The sequence below is a fragment of the Kitasatospora sp. NPDC094015 genome, assembly GCF_040304075.1.
Lineage (GTDB): Bacteria > Actinomycetota > Actinomycetes > Streptomycetales > Streptomycetaceae > Kitasatospora.
In genome coordinates this window covers 102,235-125,528 of record NZ_JBEOUL010000019.1, presented here as the reverse complement: position 1 = coordinate 125,528, position 23,294 = coordinate 102,235, and the positions used below count along the sequence as shown (strand labels likewise).

General features: G+C 73.8%; 19 protein-coding genes. 11 read left to right on the top strand and 8 right to left on the bottom strand.

What is annotated here, in order from left to right; all coding sequences use genetic code 11:
* Nucleotides 1–100 precede the first annotated feature (100 nt).
* Complete coding sequence (locus tag ABT014_RS22460; RefSeq protein WP_350640788.1) at nt 101–1,999, bottom strand: AMP-dependent synthetase/ligase; 1,899 nt, start codon at nt 1,997–1,999, stop codon at nt 101–103.
* 301 nt (nt 2,000–2,300) lie between these two features.
* Between ABT014_RS22460 and ABT014_RS22455 the strand changes: the two genes are divergently transcribed.
* Together ABT014_RS22455 and ABT014_RS22450 are read left to right on the top strand one after the other, a co-directional pair.
* Nucleotides 2,301–4,034 carry an ABC transporter ATP-binding protein gene (locus ABT014_RS22455; RefSeq protein WP_350640787.1) on the top strand — a complete coding sequence of 578 codons (1,734 nt, stop codon included), beginning with the start codon at nt 2,301–2,303 and terminating at the stop codon, nt 4,032–4,034.
* Nucleotides 4,031–6,109 carry an ABC transporter ATP-binding protein gene (locus ABT014_RS22450; protein ID WP_502895066.1) on the top strand — a complete coding sequence of 693 codons (2,079 nt, stop codon included), beginning with the start codon at nt 4,031–4,033 and terminating at the stop codon, nt 6,107–6,109. The genes ABT014_RS22455 and ABT014_RS22450 overlap by 4 nt, the downstream gene beginning before the upstream one ends.
* Here ABT014_RS22450 and ABT014_RS22445 read toward each other — a convergent pair.
* A complete protein-coding gene (locus ABT014_RS22445) occupies nt 6,085–7,080 on the bottom strand; it encodes an EamA family transporter (RefSeq protein ID WP_350640786.1) in 996 nt (331 codons plus the stop codon). The two genes, ABT014_RS22450 and ABT014_RS22445, sit on opposite strands and share 25 nt — an antisense overlap.
* A gap of 103 nt (nt 7,081–7,183) precedes the next feature.
* On the opposite strand from ABT014_RS22445, the gene ABT014_RS22440 reads away from it, so the two are divergent.
* From ABT014_RS22440 to ABT014_RS22430, 3 genes are all read left to right on the top strand, one after another.
* Nucleotides 7,184–7,768: a MarR family winged helix-turn-helix transcriptional regulator gene (locus ABT014_RS22440; protein WP_350640785.1), complete on the top strand. Its 585-nt coding sequence runs from the start codon at nt 7,184–7,186 to the stop codon at nt 7,766–7,768.
* A gap of 69 nt (nt 7,769–7,837) precedes the next feature.
* Nucleotides 7,838–8,731, top strand: a complete 894-nt coding sequence (locus ABT014_RS22435) for a sigma-70 family RNA polymerase sigma factor (protein WP_350640784.1) — start codon at nt 7,838–7,840, stop codon at nt 8,729–8,731.
* Nucleotides 8,732–8,851: 120 nt separating this feature from the next.
* The gene (locus ABT014_RS22430; protein WP_350640783.1) at nt 8,852–9,925 is read left to right on the top strand and encodes an NAD(P)/FAD-dependent oxidoreductase; all 1,074 of its coding nucleotides are present in this window, start codon (nt 8,852–8,854) and stop codon (nt 9,923–9,925) included.
* A gap of 102 nt (nt 9,926–10,027) precedes the next feature.
* Here ABT014_RS22430 and lepA read toward each other — a convergent pair whose 3' ends face one another.
* A complete protein-coding gene (lepA, locus tag ABT014_RS22425) occupies nt 10,028–11,896 on the bottom strand; it encodes a translation elongation factor 4 (RefSeq protein WP_350640782.1) in 1,869 nt (622 codons plus the stop codon).
* 283 nt (nt 11,897–12,179) lie between these two features.
* Here lepA and ABT014_RS22420 point away from each other — a divergent pair, with 283 nt between their 5' ends.
* The 4 genes from ABT014_RS22420 (at nt 12,180) to ABT014_RS22405 (ending at nt 15,091) form a co-directional block, all read left to right on the top strand.
* Entirely contained in the window at nt 12,180–12,485 is a 306-nt protein-coding gene (locus tag ABT014_RS22420; protein WP_350640781.1) for an antibiotic biosynthesis monooxygenase family protein, read from the top strand.
* Between the two features lie 55 nt (nt 12,486–12,540).
* Nucleotides 12,541–13,434 (top strand): IS982 family transposase, encoded by an 894-nt coding sequence (locus ABT014_RS22415; RefSeq protein WP_350640780.1) that lies wholly within the window; start codon nt 12,541–12,543, stop codon nt 13,432–13,434.
* Between the two features lie 233 nt (nt 13,435–13,667).
* Entirely contained in the window at nt 13,668–13,934 is a 267-nt protein-coding gene (rpsT, locus tag ABT014_RS22410) for a 30S ribosomal protein S20 (RefSeq protein ID WP_350640779.1), read from the top strand.
* 542 nt (nt 13,935–14,476) lie between these two features.
* Nucleotides 14,477–15,091: a hypothetical protein gene (locus ABT014_RS22405; RefSeq protein WP_350640778.1), complete on the top strand. Its 615-nt coding sequence runs from the start codon at nt 14,477–14,479 to the stop codon at nt 15,089–15,091.
* A gap of 75 nt (nt 15,092–15,166) precedes the next feature.
* On the opposite strand, the gene holA is transcribed toward ABT014_RS22405, so the two are convergent.
* A complete protein-coding gene (holA, locus tag ABT014_RS22400) occupies nt 15,167–16,162 on the bottom strand; it encodes a DNA polymerase III subunit delta (protein ID WP_350640777.1) in 996 nt (331 codons plus the stop codon).
* 80 nt (nt 16,163–16,242) lie between these two features.
* On the opposite strand from holA, the gene ABT014_RS22395 reads away from it, so the two are divergent.
* Nucleotides 16,243–16,506, top strand: a complete 264-nt coding sequence (locus tag ABT014_RS22395) for a hypothetical protein (RefSeq protein WP_350640776.1) — start codon at nt 16,243–16,245, stop codon at nt 16,504–16,506.
* 112 nt (nt 16,507–16,618) lie between these two features.
* Nucleotides 16,619–17,488, top strand: a complete 870-nt coding sequence (locus tag ABT014_RS22390) for a helix-turn-helix transcriptional regulator (protein WP_350640775.1) — start codon at nt 16,619–16,621, stop codon at nt 17,486–17,488.
* A gap of 53 nt (nt 17,489–17,541) precedes the next feature.
* Here ABT014_RS22390 and ABT014_RS22385 read toward each other — a convergent pair whose 3' ends face one another.
* The 4 genes from ABT014_RS22385 to ABT014_RS22370 all read right to left on the bottom strand — a co-directional run bounded on the left by ABT014_RS22385 (nt 17,542) and on the right by ABT014_RS22370 (nt 23,101).
* On the bottom strand, nt 17,542–20,145 hold the full coding sequence (locus ABT014_RS22385) for a ComEC/Rec2 family competence protein (RefSeq protein WP_350640774.1): 2,604 nt from the start codon (nt 20,143–20,145) through the stop codon (nt 17,542–17,544).
* Nucleotides 20,146–20,245: 100 nt separating this feature from the next.
* A complete protein-coding gene (locus ABT014_RS22380; protein WP_350640773.1) occupies nt 20,246–21,163 on the bottom strand; it encodes a ComEA family DNA-binding protein in 918 nt (305 codons plus the stop codon).
* 151 nt (nt 21,164–21,314) lie between these two features.
* Entirely contained in the window at nt 21,315–22,160 is an 846-nt protein-coding gene (locus ABT014_RS22375) for a DegV family protein (RefSeq protein ID WP_350640772.1), read from the bottom strand.
* Between the two features lie 161 nt (nt 22,161–22,321).
* Nucleotides 22,322–23,101: a hypothetical protein gene (locus tag ABT014_RS22370; protein WP_350640771.1), complete on the bottom strand. Its 780-nt coding sequence runs from the start codon at nt 23,099–23,101 to the stop codon at nt 22,322–22,324.
* Nucleotides 23,102–23,294 lie beyond the last annotated feature (193 nt).

The following is a 23,294-nucleotide window of genomic DNA, read 5'->3' as shown; positions in this document are numbered from 1 at the left end:
CGCGCCGCTTCCTCCGCGCGCGGTGACGCCCAGCACGTGGGGACCGCCCGAACGCGGTGACGCCCCGCACGGCCCGGGCGGGCCGTGCGGGGCGGCGGCGTCACGCCTCGTTGGTGCCCGCGTACATCCCGGCGACCGCGTCCGCGTAGGTCTTCTCGACCACCGGGCGCTTGATCTTCAGGCTCGGCGTGAGCTCGCCGTGCTCGATGTCCAGGTCGCGCGGGAGCAGCGTGAACTTCTTGATCGTCTGCCAGCGCTGGAGCTCGCCGTTGAGGCGCTGCACGAAGCCCTCGATCAGCGCGTGCGTCTGCGGGTCGGCGACCACCTCGGCGTAGGACTTGCCGGCCAGGCCGTGCTCGGCCGCCCAGGGCAGCAGGACGGCCTCGTCCAGGCCGATCAGCGCGGTGCAGTAGTTGCGGCCGTTGCCGATCACCAGGACGTTGGAGACGAACGGGCAGATCGCCTTGAACTTGCCCTCGACCTCGCTGGGCGCGACGTACTTGCCGCCCGAGGTCTTGAACATGTCCTTCTTGCGGTCGGTGATCCGCAGGTAGCCGTCCGGGCCGAGCTCGCCGATGTCGCCGGTGTGGAACCAGCCGTCCGGCTCCAGCACCTCGGCGGTCTGCTCGGGCAGGTCGTGGTAGCCGCGCATCACGCCGGGGCCGCGCAGCAGGATCTCGCCGTCCTCGGCGATCCGCACCTCGGTGCCGGGCAGCGGGGTGCCGACCGTGCCGACCCGGAAGTCCTCGGCGCGGTTCACCGTGGAGCCGGCCGAGGTCTCGGTCAGGCCGTAGCCCTCCAGCACCGGCACGCCGGCGCCGGCGAAGAAGTAGCCGATCTCGGGGGCCAGCGCGGCGCTGCCGGAGACCGAGCCACGCAGCCGCCCGCCGAAGGCCGCCCGGATCTTCGCGTAGACCAGCTTGTCGGCGATCGCGTGCTGGACCCGCAGGCCGAGCGGGGCGCTGTCGCGCCCGGTGGCGATCCGGTTCTCCTGGGTGGTGCGGGCGTACTCCCGGGCCACCCCGGCGGCCCACAGGAAGATCTTGTACTTGGCACCGCCCTCGGCCCTGGCCCGGCCCGCTATCCCGTTGTAGACCTTCTCGAAGATCCGGGGGGCGGAGGCCATCAGGGTCGGGCGGATCAGCGGCAGGTTGTGGATGATCCGGTCCACCCGGCCGTCCACCGCCATCACGTGGCCGGTGGCGATCTGCCCGGAGATCAGGGTCTTGCCGAACACGTGCGACAGCGGCAGCCACATGAACTGGACGTCCTCGGAGCGCAGCAGGCCGCTCTCCTGCTGCGCCACGCCCTCGTACGCCCAGCAGTCGTGCACCAGGCGCACGCCCTTGGGGCGGCCGGTGGTGCCCGAGGTGTAGATCAGGGTGGCCAGCTGCTCCTTGTCGATCGCGTCGACCGCCTTCTCGACCGCGTCGGGGTGCTCGGCCAGGTAGGCGGCGCCGCTCTCCTCCAGCTCGGCCAGCGAGATCACGGTCAGTCCGGCCGCGTCCACCGGGCCGGCCGGGGCGTCGAACAGGACGACGTACTCCAGGGCGGGCAGCTGGTCCCGCTCGGCGACGGCCTTGGCGAGCTGGGCCGCGTTCTCGGCGAACATCGCCCGGCAGCCCGCGTTGGCCAGGATGAAGGCCGACTCGTCCGCGTTGGTGCTGGGGTAGACGGTGGTGGTGGCGGCGCCCGCGCACATGTTGCCGAGGTCGGCGATGATCCATTCGATCCGGGTGGCCGAGGAGATCGCCACCCGGTCCTCGGAGCCGATGCCGAGCGCCATCAGGCCGGCCGCCACGGCCTTGACCCGGCCGGCGGTCTGCGCCCAGGTGAGCGAGCGCCACTGCTCGGCGCCGGGCGCCCCGTCGGCCGCGTGCTCGTCCACCGGCACGGGGTACCGGTAGGCCTCGTGGTCGGGCGTGGCCTCTACCCTGCTGAGGAAGAGGTGGGCCACGGAGGACGGACGCCGCTCGATCATGGACTGCACGCTGCTCAACGAGGACCTCCGGGGGGCGGGTGGCCAAGGGTGGAGTGGACGGCGGTTGTGGGGGGCAGCCGCGTCGGCCGTCCGGTCGGCCCGCGCGCAGTACTTAACCCGCGAGTAACAAGACAGCAATCAGCAGCCTAGGGGGTACGGGGCCGTTCCGTAAGGGGGTCACGGCGGGTGGCACGCCCGCGGACCGGCAGTGCAAAGGACTGTACAAGCCCGCAGGTTCGACGCCGAAGAGGCCGGACGCTTGCGGTACGGATTCAGAAACGGGGATGCGCGACATCCCGGCGACGACGAGAGTGTCACGGTGCTCATCAGACTGCTCCGGGCCCATCTGCGGCCCTACTCCCGACCGATCTTCCTCATCGTTCTCCTCCAACTCATCTCCACCATCGGCATGCTGTACCTGCCCGCACTGAACGCCGACATCATCGACGACGGCGTGCTCAAGGGCGACACCGGCTACATCATGCGGGTCGGCGGCGCGATGATCGCGGTCTCGCTCGCCCAGGTGGTCTGCTCGATCGGGGCCGTCTACTACGCCGCGCGCACCGCGATGGCGGTCGGCCGCGACATCCGCGCCGCCGTCTTCGACCGGGTGCAGAGCTTCTCCGCCCGCGAGCTCGGCCAGTTCGGCGCCCCCTCGCTGATCACCCGCACCACCAACGACGTCCAGCAGGTCCAGATGCTGACCATGCTGGCGTTCACCCTGATGGTGGCCGCACCGATCATGTGCGTCGGCGGCGTGATCATGGCGCTCAGCCTGGACGTGCCGCTGTCCGGCCTGCTGCTGCTGGTCATCCCGCTGCTCGGCGCCGTCGTGGTGATCCTGATCCGCCGGCTGCGCCCGCAGTTCCGCGGCATGCAGACCCGGATCGACGGGGTGAACCGGATCCTGCGCGAGCAGATCACCGGCATCCGGGTCATCCGCGCCTTCGTCAAGGACGGCCACGAGCAGGACCGGTTCGGCTCCGCCAACGAGGAGCTCGCCGAGGTCTCGCTCAAGGTCGGCCGGCTGCTCTCGTTCATGTTCCCGGCCGTGATGGCCGTGGTGAACCTCTCCAGCATCGCGGTGCTCTGGTTCGGCGCGCACCGGATCGACAGCGGCGCGATGCAGGTCGGCGCGCTGGGCGCGTTCCTGTCCTACCTGATGCAGATCCTGATGAGCGTCATGATGGCCACCTTCATGTTCATGATGGTGCCGCGCGCCGAGGTCTGCGCCGAGCGGATCGAGGAGGTGCTGGGCACCAGCTCCAGCGTCGTCCCGCCGGCCGCCCCGGTCACCGAGCTGCGCTCGCGCGGCCACCTCGACCTGCGGGACGTGGAGTTCCGCTTCCCCGGCGCCGAGGCCTCGGTGCTGCGCGGCATCGACATCGCCGCCCGGCCCGGCGAGACCACCGCCGTGATCGGCTCCACCGGCAGCGGCAAGTCCACCCTGCTCGGCCTGATCCCCCGGCTGTTCGACGCCACCGGCGGGCAGGTCCTGGTGAACGGCGTGGACGTGCGCGAGGTGGCCCCCGAGCGCCTCGCCGAGGTGATCGGCCTGGTCCCGCAGAAGCCGTACCTGTTCACCGGCACGGTCGCCTCCAACCTCCGCTACGGCCGGCCCGACGCCACCGACGAGGAACTCTGGCAGGCCCTGGAGACCGCGCAGGCCAAGGACTTCGTGGAGAGCCTGGCGGAGGGGCTGCAGGCCCCGATCTCGCAGGGCGGCTCCAACGTCTCCGGCGGCCAGCGCCAGCGCCTGGCGATCGCCCGGGCCCTGGTCCGGCGGCCCGAGATCTACCTGTTCGACGACTCGTTCTCGGCCCTCGACTACGCCACCGACGCCAAGCTCCGCCGCGCGCTGGCCACGGAGACCGCGGACGCCACGGTGCTCATCGTCGCCCAGCGGGTCTCCACCATCCGCGAGGCCGACCGGATCATCGTGCTCGACGAAGGCGCGGTGGTCGGCAGCGGCACCCACCACGAGCTGATGGCCGACAACCCGACGTACCGGGAGATCGTGCTCTCCCAGCTCACCGAGCAGGAGGCGGCGTGACCACCGCGAAGCAGGGCCCCGCGACGGGCGGCCCCGCGAACGACGGCCCCGGCGGCGGACCGAACACCGGCCCGAAGGCCGGCGGCCCCGGCAACGGCGCCGGCCCGGCCGACGGCAAGGTCAGCGGCTCCCAGGAGGCGGCCGCCCGGCGCGGCGGCCCCGGCCCCGGCCGGTTCATGGGCGCCCAGGGCGCCGAGAAGTCGATGGACTTCAAGGGCTCCGGCACGCGGCTGCTCACCCTGCTGCGCCCGCAGCGGGCGCTGCTCTACGGGGTGCTCGCGCTGGGCACCCTCAGCATCGGCTGCGCCGTGGTCGGCCCGAAGATCCTCGGCCGGGCCACCGACCTGATCACCGCGGGCGTGGTCGGCCGGTCGATCCCGGTCGGCCCCACCCGCGACCAGGTGATCGCCGCCAAGCGCGCGGCGGGCGACAGCGGCATCGCCGACGTGCTCTCCACCGTCGACTTCACCCCCGGCCAGGGGATGGACTTCGACGCCATCGGCACCGTGCTGCTCTGGGTGCTGGCGATCTACCTGGCCTCCGCCGTGTTCGGCATCGTCCAGGGCCGGCTGGCCACCAAGGCCATCCAGCGCACCGTCTTCGACCTCCGCCAGGAGGTGGAGACGAAGATCTCCCGGCTGCCGCTGAGCTACTTCGACAAGCAGTCCCGCGGCGAGGTGCTCAGCCGGGTCACCAACGACATCGACAACATCGGCCAGTCCATGCAGCAGACCATGGGCCAGGTGGTGAACTCGCTGCTGACCATCGTCGGCGTGCTGGCCATGATGTTCTGGATCTCCTGGCTGCTGGCACTGATCGCGCTGATCTCCGTGCCGCTGTCGGTGGTCGTCGCGACCCGGGTCGGCAAGCGGGCCCAGCCGCAGTTCGTCGCCCAGTGGCGGACCACCGGCAAGCTGAACGCGCACATCGAGGAGATGTACACCGGCCACTCGCTGGTCAAGGTGTTCGGCCGGCAGAAGGAGGCCGCCGAGATCTTCCGCAAGGAGAACGAGGACCTCTACGAGGCCGGCTTCAAGGCCCAGTTCATCTCCGGGATCATCCAGCCCGCGATGATGCTGATCGGCAACCTGAACTACGTGCTGGTCGCCGTCGTCGGCGGTCTGCGGGTGGCGAGCGGCGCGCTCACCGTCGGCGACGTGCAGGCCTTCATCCAGTACTCCCGGCAGTTCAGCCAGCCGCTCACCCAGGTCGCCTCGATGGCCAACCTGGTGCAGTCCGGGGTGGCCTCCGCCGAGCGGGTCTTCGAACTGCTCGACGCCCAGGAGCAGAGCCCGGAGCCGGCCCTGCCGCAGCGCCCGGCCGAACTGCGCGGGCGGGTCGCCTTCGAGGACGTCTCGTTCCGCTACGACCCGGACAAGCCACTGATCGAGAGCCTGTCGCTGAAGGTGGAGCCCGGCCACACGGTCGCCATCGTCGGCCCGACCGGCGCCGGCAAGACCACCCTGGTCAACCTGCTGATGCGGTTCTACGAGGTCAGCGGCGGCCGGATCACCCTGGACGGGGTGGACATCGCCGCGATGTCCCGCGAGGACCTGCGGGCCGGCATCGGCATGGTGCTCCAGGACACCTGGCTGTTCGGCGGCTCGATCGCCGACAACATCGCGTACGGCGCCCAGGGCGCCACCCGCGACCAGGTGATCGAGGCGGCCAGGGCGGCCCACGTGGACCGCTTCGTGCGGACCCTCGCCGACGGGTACGACACCGTGATCGACGACGAGGGCACCAACGTCAGCGCCGGCGAGAAGCAGCTGATCACGATCGCCCGGGCGTTCCTCGCCCAGCCCAGCATCCTGGTGCTGGACGAGGCGACCAGCTCGGTGGACACCCGGACCGAGGTGCTCATCCAGCGGGCGATGGCCCGGCTGCGGACCGGCCGGACCAGCTTCGTGATCGCCCACCGGCTCTCCACCATCCGGGACGCGGACGTGATCCTGGTGATGGAGGACGGGTCGATCGTCGAGCAGGGTTCGCACGACGAGCTGATCGCCGCCGAGGGTGCCTACCACCGGCTCTACCAGGCGCAGTTCGCTCAGGCGGTCGCCGAGGTCGACTGACCCCGCGGGGCGACCGGGGGGAGGCCGACGCCGTCGGCCTCCCCCTTCGGCGTTCCCGGGCGCTGCTGGGCCAGGTCCTGCCGCTGTTGGCCGGGGCGCCGCCGCGCCCGGCGCGGCTTCGCCGTTCGCGGCTGGCCGAGCAGGGTGGAGCCGAGGGCGACGGCCATGCCCAGCAGTTGCAGCGCCGTCAGGTGCTGGTCGAGCGCCGCCCAGCCGATCACCGCGGCCGAGACCGGGCTGAGCAGCCCGAGCAGGGCGGCCGAGGCGGCCGGCAGCCGTCCGAGACCGGCGAACCAGATCCAGTACGCGAGCGCGGTGTTGACGATCGCCAGGTAGCCGTAGCCGAGCAGGTTCACCCCGCTCAGCGCGGGCGGCGCGCCCTCCGCCAGCAGGCCGACCGGGAGCAGCAGCAGCCCGCCGGCGGTCAGTTGCCAGCCCGTCATGGCCAGCGGGCCCACCCCTTCCGGGCGGCCCCAGCGCTTGGTCAGCACCGTGCCGGTGGCCATGCAGGCGGCGCCGGCCAGACCGGCCAGCAGCCCGGGGCCGTCCAACCGCGCGGTGGACCTCAGCACCACCAGTGCCACCCCGAGCACCCCGGCGACGCCCGCCAGCAGGGCCCGCCGGCCGACCCGCTCGGCCAGCAGCGGGACGGCCAGGCCGGCCGCCAGCAGCGGCTGGACGGAGCCGAGCACCGCCGCGACCCCGCCGGGCAGCCGGTAGGCGGCGAAGAACAGCAGCGCGAAGAAGATCCCGATGTTCAGGGCGCCGAGCAGCGCGGCCCGCCACCACCAGTGGCCGCGCGGCAGCACCCGGGTGACCGCGAGCAGCACCAGTCCGGCGGGCAGCGCGCGCAGGGTCGCCGCCAGCAGTGGGCGGTCGGGCGGCAGGTACTCGGCGGTGACGGCGTAGGTGGAGCCCCAGGCGAGCGGGGCCAGTGCAGTGATCAGCACGGTGCGCGAGGCAGGAAGCATGAAAGTAACTTAGCACTAAGCTACTTTCCGTCAAGTGGCTTAGCGGTGATCCAGTGAGTGACAAGCAGCTTGCCGGAAAGGCATCCTGTGCCAGACTGCTCCCATGAACCGCAGCGCCGCCGACCACCCGCAGCAGCCCGCGTCGACCACCCCCGCCACCCCGGCCGGCACCGACCCGGTGGGCCCGGCCAGCTCGGCCGACCCGGTGGACGCGATCGCCGCCCAGTGGCGGCGCGAGCGGCCCGACCTGGCAGCGCAGACCGAGGCGATGGCGGCCTTCGGCCGGATCTACCGGATCGCCAGGGCCATGGGCGAGCGCGCCGAGCAGGCCTACGCCCCGTACGGCATCGGGCGCGGCGAGTTCGACGTGCTCGCCACCCTGCGCCGGGCCGGCGACCCGTACACGCTCTCTCCCCGCGAGCTGACCGCCACCCTGATGCTCACCACCGGCGGGATGACCGGGCGGCTGGACAAGCTGGAGCGGGCCGGCCTGATCGCGCGCTCCCCCGACCCGCACGACCGGCGCGGCCTGCGGGTCACCCTCACGGCGACCGGGCTGGAGGTGGTCGACCGGGCCGCCGCGGCCGGGATGCACGTCCAGCAGGGCGTGATGGCCGCACTCGGCCCCGCGGACGCCGCCGAACTCAACCGGCTGCTCCGCGCCCTGCTGGCGGCGGCCGAGGACTGACCGGCCGACCACGGGCCGCCCCGCCGGGGCACCCTGCTGCCGCGGCGCCCACCGCGCTACCGTGGCCCGGTGAGTGACGAAGGATCGGCCGCACCGGCCGACGCGGACCCGTTCGAGGCCAACCGCCGCTACCTCGGCGCCGTCGCCTACCGGCTGCTCGGCTCGCTGACCGACGCCGAGGACGTGCTCCAGGAGGCCTGGCTGCGCTGGCGCGCCGCCGACCGGTCGGGGGTCGCCGACCCCCGCGCGTACCTCAGCACCGTCGTTACCCGGCTCTGCTACGACCAGCTCGGCTCGGCCAGGGCGCGCCGGGAGGCGTACTACGGCGAGTGGCTGCCCGAACCGCTGGTGGCCGAGGAGGACTCCCCCGCCCACCGCGCGGAGCTGGGCGAGTCCGTCTCGCTGGCGATGCTGGCCGTCATGGAGCAGCTCAGCCCCGCCGAACGGGCCGCCTTCGTGCTGCACGACGTCTTCGCGGTCCGCTTCGAGGAGATCGCCGCCTCGCTCGACCGCACCCCCGACGCCGTCCGCCAGCTGGCCTCGCGGGCCCGCCGCCGGGTCCGCGAGGGCGGCAGGGCGGGCCGGGTCGACCCGGCCGCGCACCGGCAGGTGGTGCACGCCTTCGCCGCCGCGAGCGCGGGCGGCGACCTCCAGGGGCTGCTGGCCGTGCTCGACCCGGACGTGGTCTGGCACTCCGACGGCGGCGGCGTGGTCCGCGCCGGCGCCCGCCCGGTGTACGGGGCGGACAAGGTGGCCCGCCTGGTGCTGGGCCTGATCCGCCGCGCCCTGCCCGCCGGGTCGACCGCCTCCTTCGGGTTCGCCCTGGTCAACGGCGAGCCCGGGATGGTCTTCCACGAGGCGCCCGGCCGGCTCGCCGGCGTGCTGGCCTTCGCCGTCCGGGACGGTCGGATCACCGAGGCGTACGCCATGGTCAACCCGGAGAAGCTCGGCCACCTGGGCTGACCGCCCGGGCGCCGGGGCCTCCGATCCCGGGTGTGACGGGCACCACGGTCACACTCCGGCGGGCTGCGTCGTCCCCTTCCCGAACCGCGCGGGGAACCGCGCTCGCAGGAGGAGGACGAGATGACCGGGCAGCAGCACATCGTGGTGATCGGTGCGGGGTACGCGGGCCTGAGCGCGGCCACCCGGGCCGGGCGGCGCCACCGGGTGACCCTGATCGCGCCCGAGGAGCGGTTCCTGCACCGGGTGCGCCAGCACGAGGCGGCGGCCGGGCGCCCCGAGCACCGGCCCACCCTCGACCGGGTGATCCGCGGCCGCGCGATCACCCACCTGCGGGCTCGGGCCACCGAACTGGACCTGGCCGGGCGCAAGATCCTGCTCGACTCGGGCGAGCGGATCGGCTACGACACCCTGGTGTACGCGCTGGGCAGCCGCACCGCCCACCAGGGCGTCCCCGGGGTGGCCGAGCACGCGCTGACCGCTGAGCGGGCCGCGGAGATCCGCCGCCGGCTGGCCGCGGCGCCCGAGCCCGGCACGCTCGCCGTGGTCGGCGGCGGCGCCACCGGCATCGAGCTGGCGGCCGAACTGGCCGAGGCGCACCCGGCCTGGCGGATCCGGCTGGTGGCCGCCGGGCAGGTGGGCGGCTGGTTCTCCGCCAAGGGCCGGGCGCACGTGGTGCGGGTGCTGGCCCGCCTCGGCGTCGAGCTGCACGAGCACACCGAGGTCACCGCCGTCACCCCGGACGGCCTGACCACCGCCGGGGGCGGCACCGTGCCGGCCGACCTGGTGGCCTGGGCCGCCTCGATGGAGCCGCACCCGCTGGCGGCCGAGGCGGGCCTCACGGTCACTCCCCGGGGGCAGGCCGTGGTCGACGACCACCTGCGCTCGGTCTCGCACCCGGAGGTGTACGTGATCGGCGACGCCGCCGCGGTCACCGTGCCCGGCACCGGCACCCTGCGGATGGGCTGCGCCACCGCCCAGCCGATGGGGCAGTACCTGGGCGGGCAGCTGGCCGGGAAGGCGGCGCGGCCGTTCGCCTACCGGTACGCCGTGCAGTGCCTGAGCCTCGGCCGGCGCGACGGCCTGGTCCAGCTGATCCACCGGGACGACTCGATGCGCCCGAGCGCCGTCACCGGGACGCTCGCCCGGCTGGCCAAGGCCGTCATCGTCAACGGCGTGGTGCTGGCGCTGCGTTGAGGCCCGCCGGGGAGGGGACCCCGCCCGGGTGCCGCACAACGGCCGAGGCCGCCCACCGTCGCGGGACGGGGGCGGCCTCGGTCCTGGCCGGTCGGGCAGGGGTTACTTCTTTTCCTTCGGGGCGTCCGCGTCGGTGGACAGCGCGGCGATGAAGGCCTCCTGCGGGACCTCCACGCGGCCGACCATCTTCATCCGCTTCTTGCCCTCCTTCTGCTTCTCCAGCAGCTTGCGCTTGCGCGAGATGTCACCGCCGTAGCACTTGGCGAGGACGTCCTTGCGGATCGCGCGGACGGTCTCACGGGCGATCACCCGGGAACCGATGGCGGCCTGGATCGGCACCTCGAACTGCTGGCGCGGGATCAGCTTCTGGAGCTTGCCGGCCATCATCACGCCGTAGTTGTAGGCCTTGTCCTTGTGCACGATCGCGGAGAACGCGTCCACCGCGTCGCCGTGCAGCAGGATGTCGACCTTCACCAGGCTGGCGCTCTGCTCGCCGATCGGCTCGTAGTCGAAGGAGCCGTAGCCGCGGGTCTTGGACTTCAGCTGGTCGAAGAAGTCGAAGACGATCTCGGCCAGCGGCAGCGTGTAGCGCAGCTCGACCCGGTCCTCGGAGAGGTAGTCCATGCCCTGCAGGTTGCCGCGGCGGGTCTGGCACAGCTCCATGATGGCGCCGACGAACTCGTTGGGGGCCAGGATGGTGCCGCGCACGACCGGCTCGTACACCTCGGCGATCTTGCCGGTCGGGAACTCGCTCGGGTTGGTGACGGTGTGCTCCGTGCCGTCCTCCATCACCACCCGGTAGATCACGTTGGGCGCGGTGGAGATCAGGTCGAGGTTGAACTCGCGCTCCAGCCGCTCCCGGATGATCTCCAGGTGCAGCAGGCCGAGGAAGCCGCAGCGGTAGCCGAAGCCGAGCGCGACCGACGTCTCCGGCTCGTAGACCAGCGCGGCGTCGTTCAGGCGCAGCTTGTCGAGGGCGTCGCGCAGCAGCGGGTAGTCGCTGCCGTCCAGCGGGTACAGGCCGGAGAACACCATCGGGCGCGGGTCCTTGTAGCCGCCCAGCGCCTCGGTCGCACCCTTGTGCATCGAGGTGATGGTGTCACCGACCTTGGACTGCCGGACGTCCTTCACACCGGTGATGATGTAGCCGACCTCGCCGACGCCGAGGCCGTCCGCGACCTTCGGCTCGGGCGAGATGACGCCGATCTCCAGCAGCTCGTGGGTCGCGCCGGTGGACATCATCGCGATCCGCTCGCGCTTGGTGAGCTGGCCGTCGACCACCCGGACGTAGGTGACCACGCCGCGGTAGGAGTCGTAGACCGAGTCGAAGATCATCGCGCGGGCCGGGGCGTCCTTGACGCCGACCGGGGCCGGGATCCGGTCGACCACGTGGTCGAGCAGGTCCTCGACGCCGAGACCGGTCTTGGCGCTGACCTTGAGCACGTCCGCGGGGTCGCAGCCGATGATGTGCGCCAGCTCGGCGGCGTACTTCTCGGGCTGGGCGGCCGGCAGGTCGATCTTGTTGAGGACCGGGATGATCGTGAGGTCGTTCTCCAGCGCCAGGTACAGGTTGGCGAGGGTCTGCGCCTCAATGCCCTGGGCCGCGTCGACCACCAGGATGGTGCCCTCGCAGGCCGCCAGGGAGCGGGACACCTCGTACGTGAAGTCCACGTGGCCGGGGGTGTCGATCATGTTCAGGATGTGCGTGGTACCGGCCTTCTCGCCGGCCCGGGGGGCCCACGGGAGGCGGACCGCCTGCGACTTGATGGTGATACCGCGCTCACGCTCGATGTCCATCCGGTCGAGGTACTGGGCGCGCATCTGCCGGGGGTCCACCACTCCGGTGATCTGCAGCATCCGGTCGGCGAGCGTGGACTTGCCGTGGTCGATGTGGGCGATGATGCAGAAGTTGCGGATCACCGCCGGGTCGGTCCGGCTGGGCTCTGGCACGTTGCTGGGGGTCGCGGGCACCTTGGTCCGATTCTCCGTTGGTCCGGGGGCCGGGGTCTGCGGGGTCATCTCTGACCGCCTTCCCGGCGACCGGACGGTCTCGTCCGATCGATATGGTTCCGCCCATCTTCCCACGAGCCCGGCGTACCGTGCCGGTCAGCTCGGGCGCGGGCCGTCGCGGGGCTCCCGCGAGGGCTTCCGCGGGGCTTCTGCGGGGCCTTCCACGGGGAGGAGTCGCGGGCCGGTGCGAAGCCGGTGCCGGGGCCTTTCCGGAGCGGGGGCCGGTGCGGCAGGATGCCCGACCATGATCCTCGAAAGCGCACTGCTGGACGTCCGCCCCGGGCAGGAGACGGCCTTCCTGGCCGCCTTCGAGCGGGCCGAGCCGCTGATCTCGGCGCAGCCCGGGTTCCGCTCGCTGGAACTGCGGCGCTGCCTGGACGAGGGGCGGACCTCGCGGTTCCTGCTCCAGGTCGGGTGGGAGCGGCTGGAGGACCACACGGAGGGCTTCCGGCGCTCGGCCGAGTACCAGGAGTGGCGGGCCCTGCTGCACCACTTCTACGAGCCGTTCCCCGAGGTCGAGCACTACGGGGAGCCGCTGCTCCGGGCCTAGATGAGTAAGTCCGAAGTCTTCAGGCGCATGAAGCGAGGGCCTCGTTGGTTCGTTTGTGACGACAAACCTCGAGGTCCTCGCAACGGCACTCTACGTGAAGATCGATGACTCTCTGGCGGATACAGGGCGGCGGGGCCGTCCGCCGAGGCTGAGTGACGCCGAGCTGTTGACGCTGGCAGTGATGCAGGCCCTGCTCGGCTTCGTCTCCGAGTCCAGATGGCTGCGCTTCGCCCGTGCCCGTCTGGGGGCCGAGTTCCCGTACCTGCCCGAGCAGTCCGGCTACAACAAGCGCTTGCGGGCAGCGAACGCGCTCATCACCCGGTTCATCCGCACCCTGGCCCGGGACACGGACCTGTGGCACGACGATGTGTGGATCGTGGACTCCACACCGGTCGAGTGCGCCCGTTCCCGGCCCACCGTCAAGCGCTCCGACCTGGCCGGCTGGGCCGGCTACGGCTACTGCCCCTCGCACTCACGCTTCTTCTGGGGCCTGCGTCTGCACCTGCTCTGCACACCGGGCGGGCTACCGATCGCCTGGGCTCTGGCCACCCCCAAGACCGACGAACGCGAGGTCCTGGCCGACATGCTCACCGGCGACCAGGACCTCCTGTCCACGCACCCCGGACAGACGATCGTGGGTGACAAGGGCTATGTCTCCAAGCACCTCGACGCGTTCCTGGCCGGCCTCGGCCTGACCCTCCTGAGGCCGAGCTACCGCAACCTCAGGCCCCGACCCGGCGAACATCTGCTCAAGCCGATCCGTCAGCTCATCGAGTCGGTCAACGACACGCTCAAGGGCCAGCTCGACCTCGAACGCCACGGGGCCAGGACACCAGCCGGCGTCCTGGCCCGTGTCGGCCAACGCCTCCTCGCCCTGACCAGCGCCATCCGGCACAACCGCCAGACCGGCACCCCGATCCCCCGATCACTGATCGCCTACGACCACTGACCAGGACTTCGGACTTACTCGTCTAGGGCTGCGGACGCCGTACCGGGGCCGGGCCGGGAGGGTCGGCGCGTCCGGGCCGGGAGGGTCGGCGCGTCCGAGTCGGTTTGGGGCGCGGACGGCGCCCCTGCTAGCCTGGGTCGCTGCACCTGGCCTCGGCATGCCCTCTCGGCCCACCCGACGGCCGCCGGTGCAGACCCGTTCCACACCGAATTCACACAGACTGAGGCTCCTTCGTGGCGAACATCAAGTCCCAGATCAAGCGCAACAAGACCAACGAGAAGGCGCGCCTGCGCAACAAGGCCGTCAAGTCCTCGCTGAAGACCGCCGTGCGCAAGGCCCGCGAGGCCGCTGCCGCCGGTGAGGTCGAGAAGGCCACCGAGCTGGCCCGTGCCGCCTCCCGCGCCCTCGACAAGGCCGTGAGCAAGGGCGTCATCCACAAGAACCAGGCCGCCAACAAGAAGTCGGCGATCACCAAGCGCGTCAACAACGCCGCCGCCTGATTCTCGCTCCACGCACCACCACCGGGCCGAGCCCGGACCGGACGGCGCAGCCGGCGGCCCTCTACCCGCCCCGCGCCGACCATGCCTCGACGGCCGCTCCGGCCCTCTATCCGGAAGCCCGAGGCGATTGACCCCGTACCGCACGCGGCCTGCGTTCGCCACGCGGGTGCGGTACACAGCTGAAGATCGACAGGCGTCGCAGCCGAACCCATTCCCCGGGTGGCTGCGGCGCCTGTCGGCGTTTGCGGGACCGTGCCCGGTGGTAGGCACGGCGGGCACGGGGGTGGGCAGCGGTATGGTTCGGTGCGACCGCCCGACCGCGGTCCAGGACCGGCCAGCTGGGGGCACCGATGCCGACACCACCACCGCCGAACATGCCCTCCTCACCGTACGGCTCCGCGCCGACCCGTCCGGGGGGACAGCGGGTCGGAGCGCCGGTAGGCGGGCAGGGCGGGCCGCCCGTCGGCGGGTACGGGCCGACGCCGGGCGGCAGCTCCACCGCTCCGCCCCGGACGGGTGGCGGGCGCGGGCTGCTGTGGGGTGTGGGCGGCGCGGTGCTGGCGTCGGCGCTCTGGACGGCCGCCCTGCTGACGGTGCCCGGGATCGTCACGCCCGCCGGCGCCAAGGCACCGGACCTGGCCTCCTACCGCGTGGTGGACAACCTCTGCGAGACCGTCGAGCTGGCCAAGCTCAGCCAGCTCTACCCCGCGCCGAGCGGCACGCCCTACCACTACGCGACCCGGCACGCGGCGCTCGACGACATGTACTGCAGCCAGTACCGCAAGAAGCTCAGCGGCGACAGCGAGTACGTCTCGCTCTACCTGGACGTCCAGCTGCACCGGAAGACCGACCCGCGGCCGGAGTTCGAGGCGCAGCGCGCGGGTCTGCAGCAGCGCAAGTACCAGATCAGCCTGGTGCCCTCGCTCGGGGACGACGCCTACCTCGGGTACCTGGACGACACCAGCGGCTCGGACAAGAGCTGGCACTACCTGACCCAGGTCCTCTACGTCCGCCAGGGCGGTATGACGTACTACGCCAGCTGGTCGGGGTCGTACCAGGAGGGCAAGTCCGCGGTGGTGCCGGACCGGGAGGCGATCCGGCAGGCGTTGCTGATCGACAGCCGGGACGCGCTCAAGGTGCTGGGCGGGCGGGTCTGACCTCCGCGACCGGTAGCGGCCCGGGACCGGTGGGCGCGGGCGGTGTCGACGCGGGCCGCGTCGGTACGGGCGGTGTCAGTACGGGCGGGCGCCGGCCCGCGAGGCGCGGGCGACCGCGACCACGGCCCGCTCCAGCGCGTACGCCGGGTCGTCGGAACCGCCCTTGACGGCCGCGTCGGCCTGGGCGACGGCGGTGAGCGCGGCGGCGACACCGTCCCCCGTCCAGCCGCGCATCTGCTGGCGGACCCGGTCCACCTTCCACGGCGGCATGCCCAACTCGCGGGCCAGATCGGCCGGGCGCATGTTCCGGCCGACGGTGGCCAGCCGGCCGATGCTGCGGACGCCGGCGGCCAGCGCGTAGGTGATGCCGGTGGGCGGCTGGCCGACGGCGAGGGCCCAGCGCAGCCGCTCCAGCGCCTCGGCGGCCCGGCCGGTCACCGCGAGGTCGGCGACCTCGAAGCCGGTGGCCTCGGCCCGGCCGCTGTAGTACGTGGCGACCGCCGTCTCGTCGATGGTGCCCTCGATGTCGGCGGTGAGCTGGTTGCAGGCGGCGGCGAGCTCGCGCAGGTCGCTGCCGAGCGAGTCGAGCAGCGCCTGGCCCGCCTCCGGGGTGGCGGCCCGGCCGAGCTTGCGGAACTCGTTGCGCACGAAGGCCAGCCGCTCGCCGGCCTTGGTCAGCTTGGCGCAGGCCACCTCGCGGGCACCGGCCTTCTTCGCCGCGTCAAGCAGGCCCTTGCCCTTGGGGCCGCCCGCGTGCACCAGCACCATGATCACTTCTTCGACCGGTGCGTCGAGGTAGGCCTTGACCTCCTTGACGGAGTCGGCCGAGAGGTCCTGCGCGGCGCGGACCACGATCACCTTGCGCTCGGCGAACAGCGAGGGGGTGGTCAACTCGGCCAGGCTGCCGGGCTGGAGCGCACCGGGCGGGAGGTCGCGGACATCGGTGTCCGGGTCGGCGGCCTTCGCGGCGGCCACCACCTCGGCGACCGCGCGGTCGAGCAGCAGCTCCTCCTGGCCGACCGCGAGGGTCAGCGGGGCGAGCAGGTCGTCGGGTGCACTCTTCCTGGCCATCGCGTACCAGCATCGCACGAGCCGCGGACACCGCCGGACCTCGGTGCGGGGCACCCGTACGGGGGTTGGACAATGGTGCGATGACCGTGAGCCACCGCCGCCAACTGCTCGTCCTGCCCGACCGCGACTGCGCCGAGGAGGCCGCCGAGCAGCTCTCCGGGGAACTGCCCGGCCTGGCGCGGCCGGAGCTGGTGCGCGACGCCCTGGCGGGCGAGGACGACGCCGAGGACGCGCAGTGGCTGGTGGTGCTGGAGGCCCCGGAGGCGGACGGCTGGACGGCGGAGCACCTGGTGCTGCTGGACGGGATCGCCGCCGGGCTCGACGGCTGGCGCGAGGAGGACTGAGCCCGGACGCCGGGTGGCGTCCGCGCGGCGTTCCCCTGGTCATGGGTGTGCCGACCTGACAGGGATCGACCGTGGCCGCCCGTGCGTCGGGCGGGCCGGGCAGGATGAGCCCATGGAGATGGACCGCCGCGAACTCGCCGACTTCCTCCGCCGCTCCCGGGAACGGCTCCGCCCCCAGGACGTCGGCCTGCCGGACGGGCCCCGCCGCCGCACCCCGGGCCTGCGGCGCGAAGAGGTGGTCCAGCTGGCCGGGATGTCGGCCGACTACTACATCCGGCTGGAGCAGGCCCGCGGCCCCCAGCCGTCCGGCCAGATGCTGGCGGCGCTGGCACGGGCGCTGCGGCTGACCGAGGACGAACGCGACCACCTGTTCCTGCTCGCCGGGCACCGGCCACCGGCCGGGCGGCCCTCCGGCGAACACATCAAGCCGGGCCTGCTGTACCTGCTGGACCAGCTGAAGGAGACGCCGGCCCAGATCGTCAGCGACCTCGGCGACCTGCTCGCCCAGAACGCCATCGCAACGGCGCTGTTCGGCGGGGTCTGCCCGCTCGACCCCGACAACCGGAACGTGGTCTGGCGCTGGTTCACCGACCCGGCGACCCGGGCCGCGTACCCGGCCGAGGAGCACGCGCACCTGGGCCGGGTGCACGTGGCCGACCTGCGGGCGGCCGTCGCCCGCCGGGCCGGCGACGCGCCCTCCACCGCGCTGGTGAAGCGGCTGCGGGCGGCCAGCGACGAGTTCTCCGCGCTCTGGGAGCTGCACGAGGTCGCCGTCCGCCGCTCCGGCCGGATGCGGGTGGTGCACCCGGTGATCGGCCCGGTGAACCTGGACTGCGAGACCCTGCTCGCCCCGACCGAGGACCAGCGCCTGCTGATCTTCACCCCGCCGCCCGGCACCTCCGACGCCGCCCACCTGGAACTGCTCCGGGTGGTCGGCACCGAACGCTTTGACTCCGGTGACCTGCGCCGGGAACGGGTCTGACCGTACCTGCGGAGCCGCCGCCCTGATCGGCCGGGCGCACCGGTCAGTCCCGGTCACTCCCGGAGCGGATGCGGGTGCACCGCGGTCGCCAGGGTGGCGCCGGAGCCGAGCACCGCGATGTCACCGGAGCGGTCCGTCCGCAGCACGGTCGCGCCCTGGGCCCGGAGCCGGTCGACCGTACGCGCCGAGGGGTGCCCGTACGGGTTGTCGGCGCCGCAGCTGATCAGCGCGAGCCGGGGGTGCAGGGCCGCGGTCAATGCCCAGTCCTGGTGCGCCGAGCCGTGGTGCGCGACCTTGAGGACCTGCACCGCCAGCGAGCCCGCCCCCGGCGGCGGAGCACGCCCTCCCTCGCCCGGCGGTCCGCGCCGGAGCAGGGCTGCCTGGGCAGGTGGTTCGAGGTCACCGAGCAACGCGATCCGCAGCTGATCGTCCGGTGGTCCGACGGACGCCAGGACGGCGATGCTGGCGTTGTTCGCCCCCGGGGTGTCGGGCCCGGGGGTGCCGTCCGGCCACAGCACCTCCCAGGAGAGCCCGGGGCCCGCCGACCGGCGCTCACCGCGCTGGGCACGCACCAGCGGCACCCGGGCCGCGGCCGCCCAACCCGCCACCCGGCCCTGCTCCCCCGCCGGGGCGTCCAGGGTGGTGGTCTGGACGGCCCCCACCTGCCGCCCGCGCAGGACGCCGGGCAGCCCTTCGACGTGGTCCGCGTGGAAGTGACTGAGGATCAGGATCGGGACCCGGGTGATCCCGAGGTCGCGCAGGCAGGCGTCGGCGGCCTTGGGATCCGGACCGGTGTCCACCACCACCGCGGTGTCGGCGGCCAGCGGGAGCACCGCCATGTCGCCCTGGCCGACGTCGCACAGCACCAGCCGCCACCCGGCGGGCGGCCAGCCGGTGGCCAGCCTGGTCAGGCCGGGCGGACGCAGGAGCGCGACCGGGAGCAGCAGCGCGCCCAGCACGGCGACCGCGCGGCGCCACCGCCGGCCGCGCGCTTGGTCGGCCACGCGGTCGGCTGGCCGCACGAACAGCGCCGGCGCGGCCCAGCACAGCGCGAGGACGGCGCCGGCCAGCAGCGCTGCCCCCGGCAGGCCGGCCGGCCAGGCGAGTTCGGCGCCGGGCAGGGCGGCGCCCCGCCGGGCGACCTGGACCAGCCAGCCGGCCGGCACGGCCGCCAGGTCCGCGAGCAGGCAGGCGGCCCGGTGCGAGAGCGGATCGACGGCGAGCACCGCGAAACCGAGCAGGGTGGCCGGCCCGACGGCGAGTTCGGCCAGCAGGTTGCAGGGGATCGCGACCAGGCTCACCCGGGGCGCCAGCAGGATGGTGACGGGCGCGCAGAACGCCTGCGCCGCCGCCGTGGCGGCCGTGGCGGTGGCCAGGTGGTGCGGCCACCCGCGGCGGCGCAGCACGGCCGCCCACCGCGGGCCGAGGGTGAGCAGGCCAGCGGTGGCCAGGGCGGACAGCAGGAAGCCGAACGAGCGGGCGAGGTACGGGTCCCAGAGGATCAGCACGAGGGCGGCGCCGGCGAGCGCGGGCAGGGCGGGTCGTGGGCGGCCGCAGGCCAGCGCGAGCAGCCCGATCAGCCCGGTGGCGGCGGCGCGCAGCACGCTCGGCTCGGGTCGGCAGACCGTGACGAACGCGAGGGTGAGTGCGGTGCCGGCCAGCGCGGTGCCACGCAGTGGGAGCCCGAGCAGCCGGGCCAGTCCACGGCGCTCGGTGCCGGCGGCCCGGCCCGGGGAGCCCAGCAGGACCGCCAGCACGATGCCGAGGTTGGCCCCGCTGACCGCCGTCAGATGTCCGAGGTCGGTGGCACGGAAGGCATCCGCCAGGTCCTCCGGCAGCCGGGAGGTGTCGCCGACCACCAACCCGGGCAGCAGCCCGCCCGGATCGGGTGGCAGGTGGGCGCAGGCCGCCCTGAGGCCGGAGCGCAGCCGGGCGGCCGCCCGCTGCGGGAGGCTGGGCGCACCGAGCAGCCGGGGCGGTCCGTGGACCAGCAGCAGCGCCGCGGTGTCGTGCCGCTCGGGGCCCGCCGGCAGCACCCGGACGTCCGCGCCGAGCCTGGTGGACGGGATCACCGCACGCCAGGCGGCCGCGTCCTGGGCCCGGACCATCAGGGTGACGGGGGTCCGGGTGGCGACCGGGGACGAGCCGCCCGGTCCGCCCTGCCGGACCAGGTCGACCGTCGCGGCCACCGTCAGCAGCGGTGGTGCAGCGGCCGTGCCCGTGGCCCGGGGATGGTGGACCCGGGGATCGCCCGCCACGGTCAGCTCCACGGCGATGTCCGCGGCGATGTCCGGGGCGGGCAGCCCGTCGGGCGCCGCGGGGTCGCCCGGAACGGGGGCCGGAGGCGGGTGTGCCAGCTCGGGGACGGGCCCGCGGTGGAGCTCCGCGGTGTGCAGGACGGTGGTCGCGGTGGCGGCGGCTCCGGTGAGCAGGGCGGCTGCCACCAGCATCGCCGCGGGCTGCCTGCGGCGGCGCGGAAGGGTCAGCGGCAGCACCGCGACGGCGCCCGCAGCGGCGACCATCAGCAGCAGCGGATGGTGGCGTGGGTCGGCCTCCAGGACGGCCGCCGTCACCGCCCACGCGCAGCCGGTGGGGACGAGGAGCCGGAGGTCGGCCGCCCGCGGGCCGCCCGGCAGGGCTCGAGGTGGTCGGGGCATGGCGGGGCCTCCCTTCGGCGCCGGTCCCGCTGGGCATAGCAGGGACACCGGCCGTGGCAGGGACAGGAGAGGGCGGGTGGATCGGGCAGCGGAGTGGGTGTCAGAGCGACAGGAGAGCCTTCAGCTCCTCGTACTTGCGCGCGCCGATGCCGCTGACCTGGCGGAGCTGGTCGACCGAGCGGAACGGCCCGTGCTCCTGCCGGTACTGGACGATGCGCTGGGCCAGGGTCGGGCCGACCCCGGGCAGGGTGTCGAGCTGCTCGATGGTGGCGCGGTTGAGGCTCAGCGGACCGGCCCGGACGGTCGACCCGGTGACGGCTGGTTGCCCGGCCTGCCCGGCCTGGGGACCGACCAGGATCTGCTCCCCGTCCGTCAGCACCCGTGCGAGGTTGAGGTTCTCGGTGTCGGTGCCCGGCACCGGGCCCCCGGCGGCGGCCACCGCATCGGCGACCCGGGAACCGCCCGGGAGTCGGCGCAGGCCCGGGTGCAGCACCCGCCCGGCCACGTCCACCACCAAGGCGGTGCTGTCCGCGCTCACCAGCGCGGAAGGGGCGGCCGGCGCGGAGGCATCGGACGACGTGGCCGCGTCCGGCGGCGAGGCGGCGGGCGGGCCCGCCCCCGCAGGACGTTCGGGAGGCTCGGCGACGGCCGTCGTCGGAACGGCGACCGGGTGCGGACGGCCCAGCCAGAAGTGCTGCACGGCGTAGCCGACCGCGAGCAGCAGGAGCACGGACAACCCCAGCACCGCCCGCCGGTCGACCAGCAGCCCGGGATGCAGGCCCGGCCACCGGCGCCCCGACCTGGGCGGCATCGGCGCCAGCTCCGGCTCTGGCACCTGGTCGAACGCGGGGTCGGGAATCGCCGGTGGGGCCGGTGGCGGCTCCGGCGGAAGCTCCGCCGACCGCTCGGGCACGTCGGGCCGCTCCCCGCGCGGCGCGGTGAACAGGTGGGCCATCCGGTCGCGGACGGCTTCGGAGGTCTCTCGGCGACGGGCTGCGCCCGGGGTCATCGTTCCCATGCGCAGGACGTTAGAGCCGCCGCCGGCCCCCGTCCGCAGCCACCGAATTCCTGTGGAAAAACCCGCCCTGTGGATAACTCAGGTCCCTCGAAGGGGTGAACCACACCAGCCTCACCCGCCGGCCCGCACGCCGCAGCGGCCCCACCCGCCCTCAGCGCGGCGAGACCACCACCGCCAGCAGTCCCGGCCCCACGTGCGCGCCGATCACCGCGCCCACCTCGCCGACGTACAGCTCGCGCAGCCCGGGGACCCGCTCCCGCAGCCGCTCCGCCAGCGGCTCCGCCCGGTCCTCGGCCGCCAGGTGGTGCACCGCGATGTCGACCTCCCGGTCGGCCGCCTCGGCCACCGCGATCTCCTCCAGTCGGGCGATCGCCCGGGACGCGGTCCTGACCTTCTCCAGCGGCTCGATCCGGCCGCCGGACAGGTGCAGCAGCGGCTTCACGGCCAGTGCGGACCCGACCAGCGCCCGGGCGGCCCCGATCCGCCCGCCCCGGCGCAGGTACTCCAGGGTGTCGACGTAGAAGTAGCCCCGGGTCAGCTCGGACCGGCGCCTGGCCTCGGCGGCGACCTGCTCGATCCCCTGCCCCGCCGCCGCGGCGGTCGCGGCGGCCAGCACGCTGTGCCCGAGCGCCATCCCGACCAGCCGGCTGTCCACCACCTCGACCGGGATCCCGACCTCGGCGGCCGCGAGCTGCGCGGCCTCGACGGTGCCCGAGAGCTCCGCCGAGATGTGCACCGAGACGATCCCGCGCGCGCCCGCCTCGGCGGCCGCCCGGTACGCGGCCGCGAAGGTCTCCGGGCCCGGCCGGGAGGTGGTCACCCGGTGCTTGGCCCGCAGCGCCTCGGCCACGTCCTTGGGAGAGATCTCGACGCCCTCGGCCAGCACCTCGTCGCCGACGACGACGCTGAGCGGTACGACCTCGATCCCGTGCCGGTCCACAGCGTCCTGCGGCAGATAGGCGGTGGAGTCGGTGACAAGAGCGAGGTGGCCGGGCATGTGCCGGAGGTTACTCCCCGTCGGGCCCGGAGGACAGCGCCCCTCCCCGCCCGTGCCGCCCGCGCCACCGCAGCAGCTCATCGCGCACCTCCCCGGACACTGCCCCGCAGGTCGGACCCACCCCGCGCGGGTCTCGGCCCGCAGGTCTCAGCCCGCGGGCCTCAGCCCGCCGACGATCCGCCCGCGTTCGGCTTGCGCAGCCGGTCGGCCAGCCGGGCGAGCGGCTCCGCGAGCCCGAGCACCTCTTCCGCGCTCGGCCGGCGGCCACCCGCCCCGAGCCCCTTGCGACCGTCCGCGCCGGTCGGAACACCGGCCCCGGCAGCGGAACCGGCCCCAGCTCCGGCCCCGGCCCCGGGACCAGCAGCACCGGAGGCCGAGGCCGCCGCCCCGGTGTCCCAGTGCCGCAGCGCCCCGGCCTCGTTGGCGCACTCCTCCGTCAACCGGCCCAGCTCGTCGTCGGCGAACCGCCGCATCCGGTCCTGCGCCGCCCAGCGCAGCGACTCGGCCGAGTGCGTGATCCGCTCGGCCCGCTCCCGCAGCTCCGCCAGCTTGGCGGTGACCCGGCTCTCGTCCGGCTCCCGCTCCAGCATCCGCAGCTCGGCGTCGAGTTCGGCGGCGTGCGCCTCCAGCCGGGCGAGCAGCTGCATGGCCTCGGCGAGCTGCCCGTCCTGCGGGAGGCCGGCCGCCAGCACCTGCCGGGTGCTGTCGAGCGCGTTGCGCAGGGCGAGCCGGACGGCCGCCAGCCGCCCCTGGGCTCCGGGCTTGGTGAAGGTCTTCGCCTTGAGCGCGACGTTCTCCACCGCGCGGCGGGCGTTGGCCTCGTGCCGCTCCACCTTCGTCGCCACGGCCTTGGCCGCCTTGACCGTACCGACCACCGCCATCCCCAGCAGCGCCGCCCCGAAGAGCAGGACCAGCACGAGCACCACACCGAGCGCGTCCATGGAAAGCCCTCCTTCTCCCACCGCCGCCACCGGGCCCGGCTTCCCGGGTACGGCCTGCCGCGACTGCCGATGTCTCCACCGTAGCCGCCGTCCCGCCCCCGCCGGGGGCCCGGGCGGCCCCCGGGCCCAGAGATCAGGGGCAGCTCAGGGACGACTCAGGGACGTCCCCACCTCTCCTACCCCGTCCCCGGGC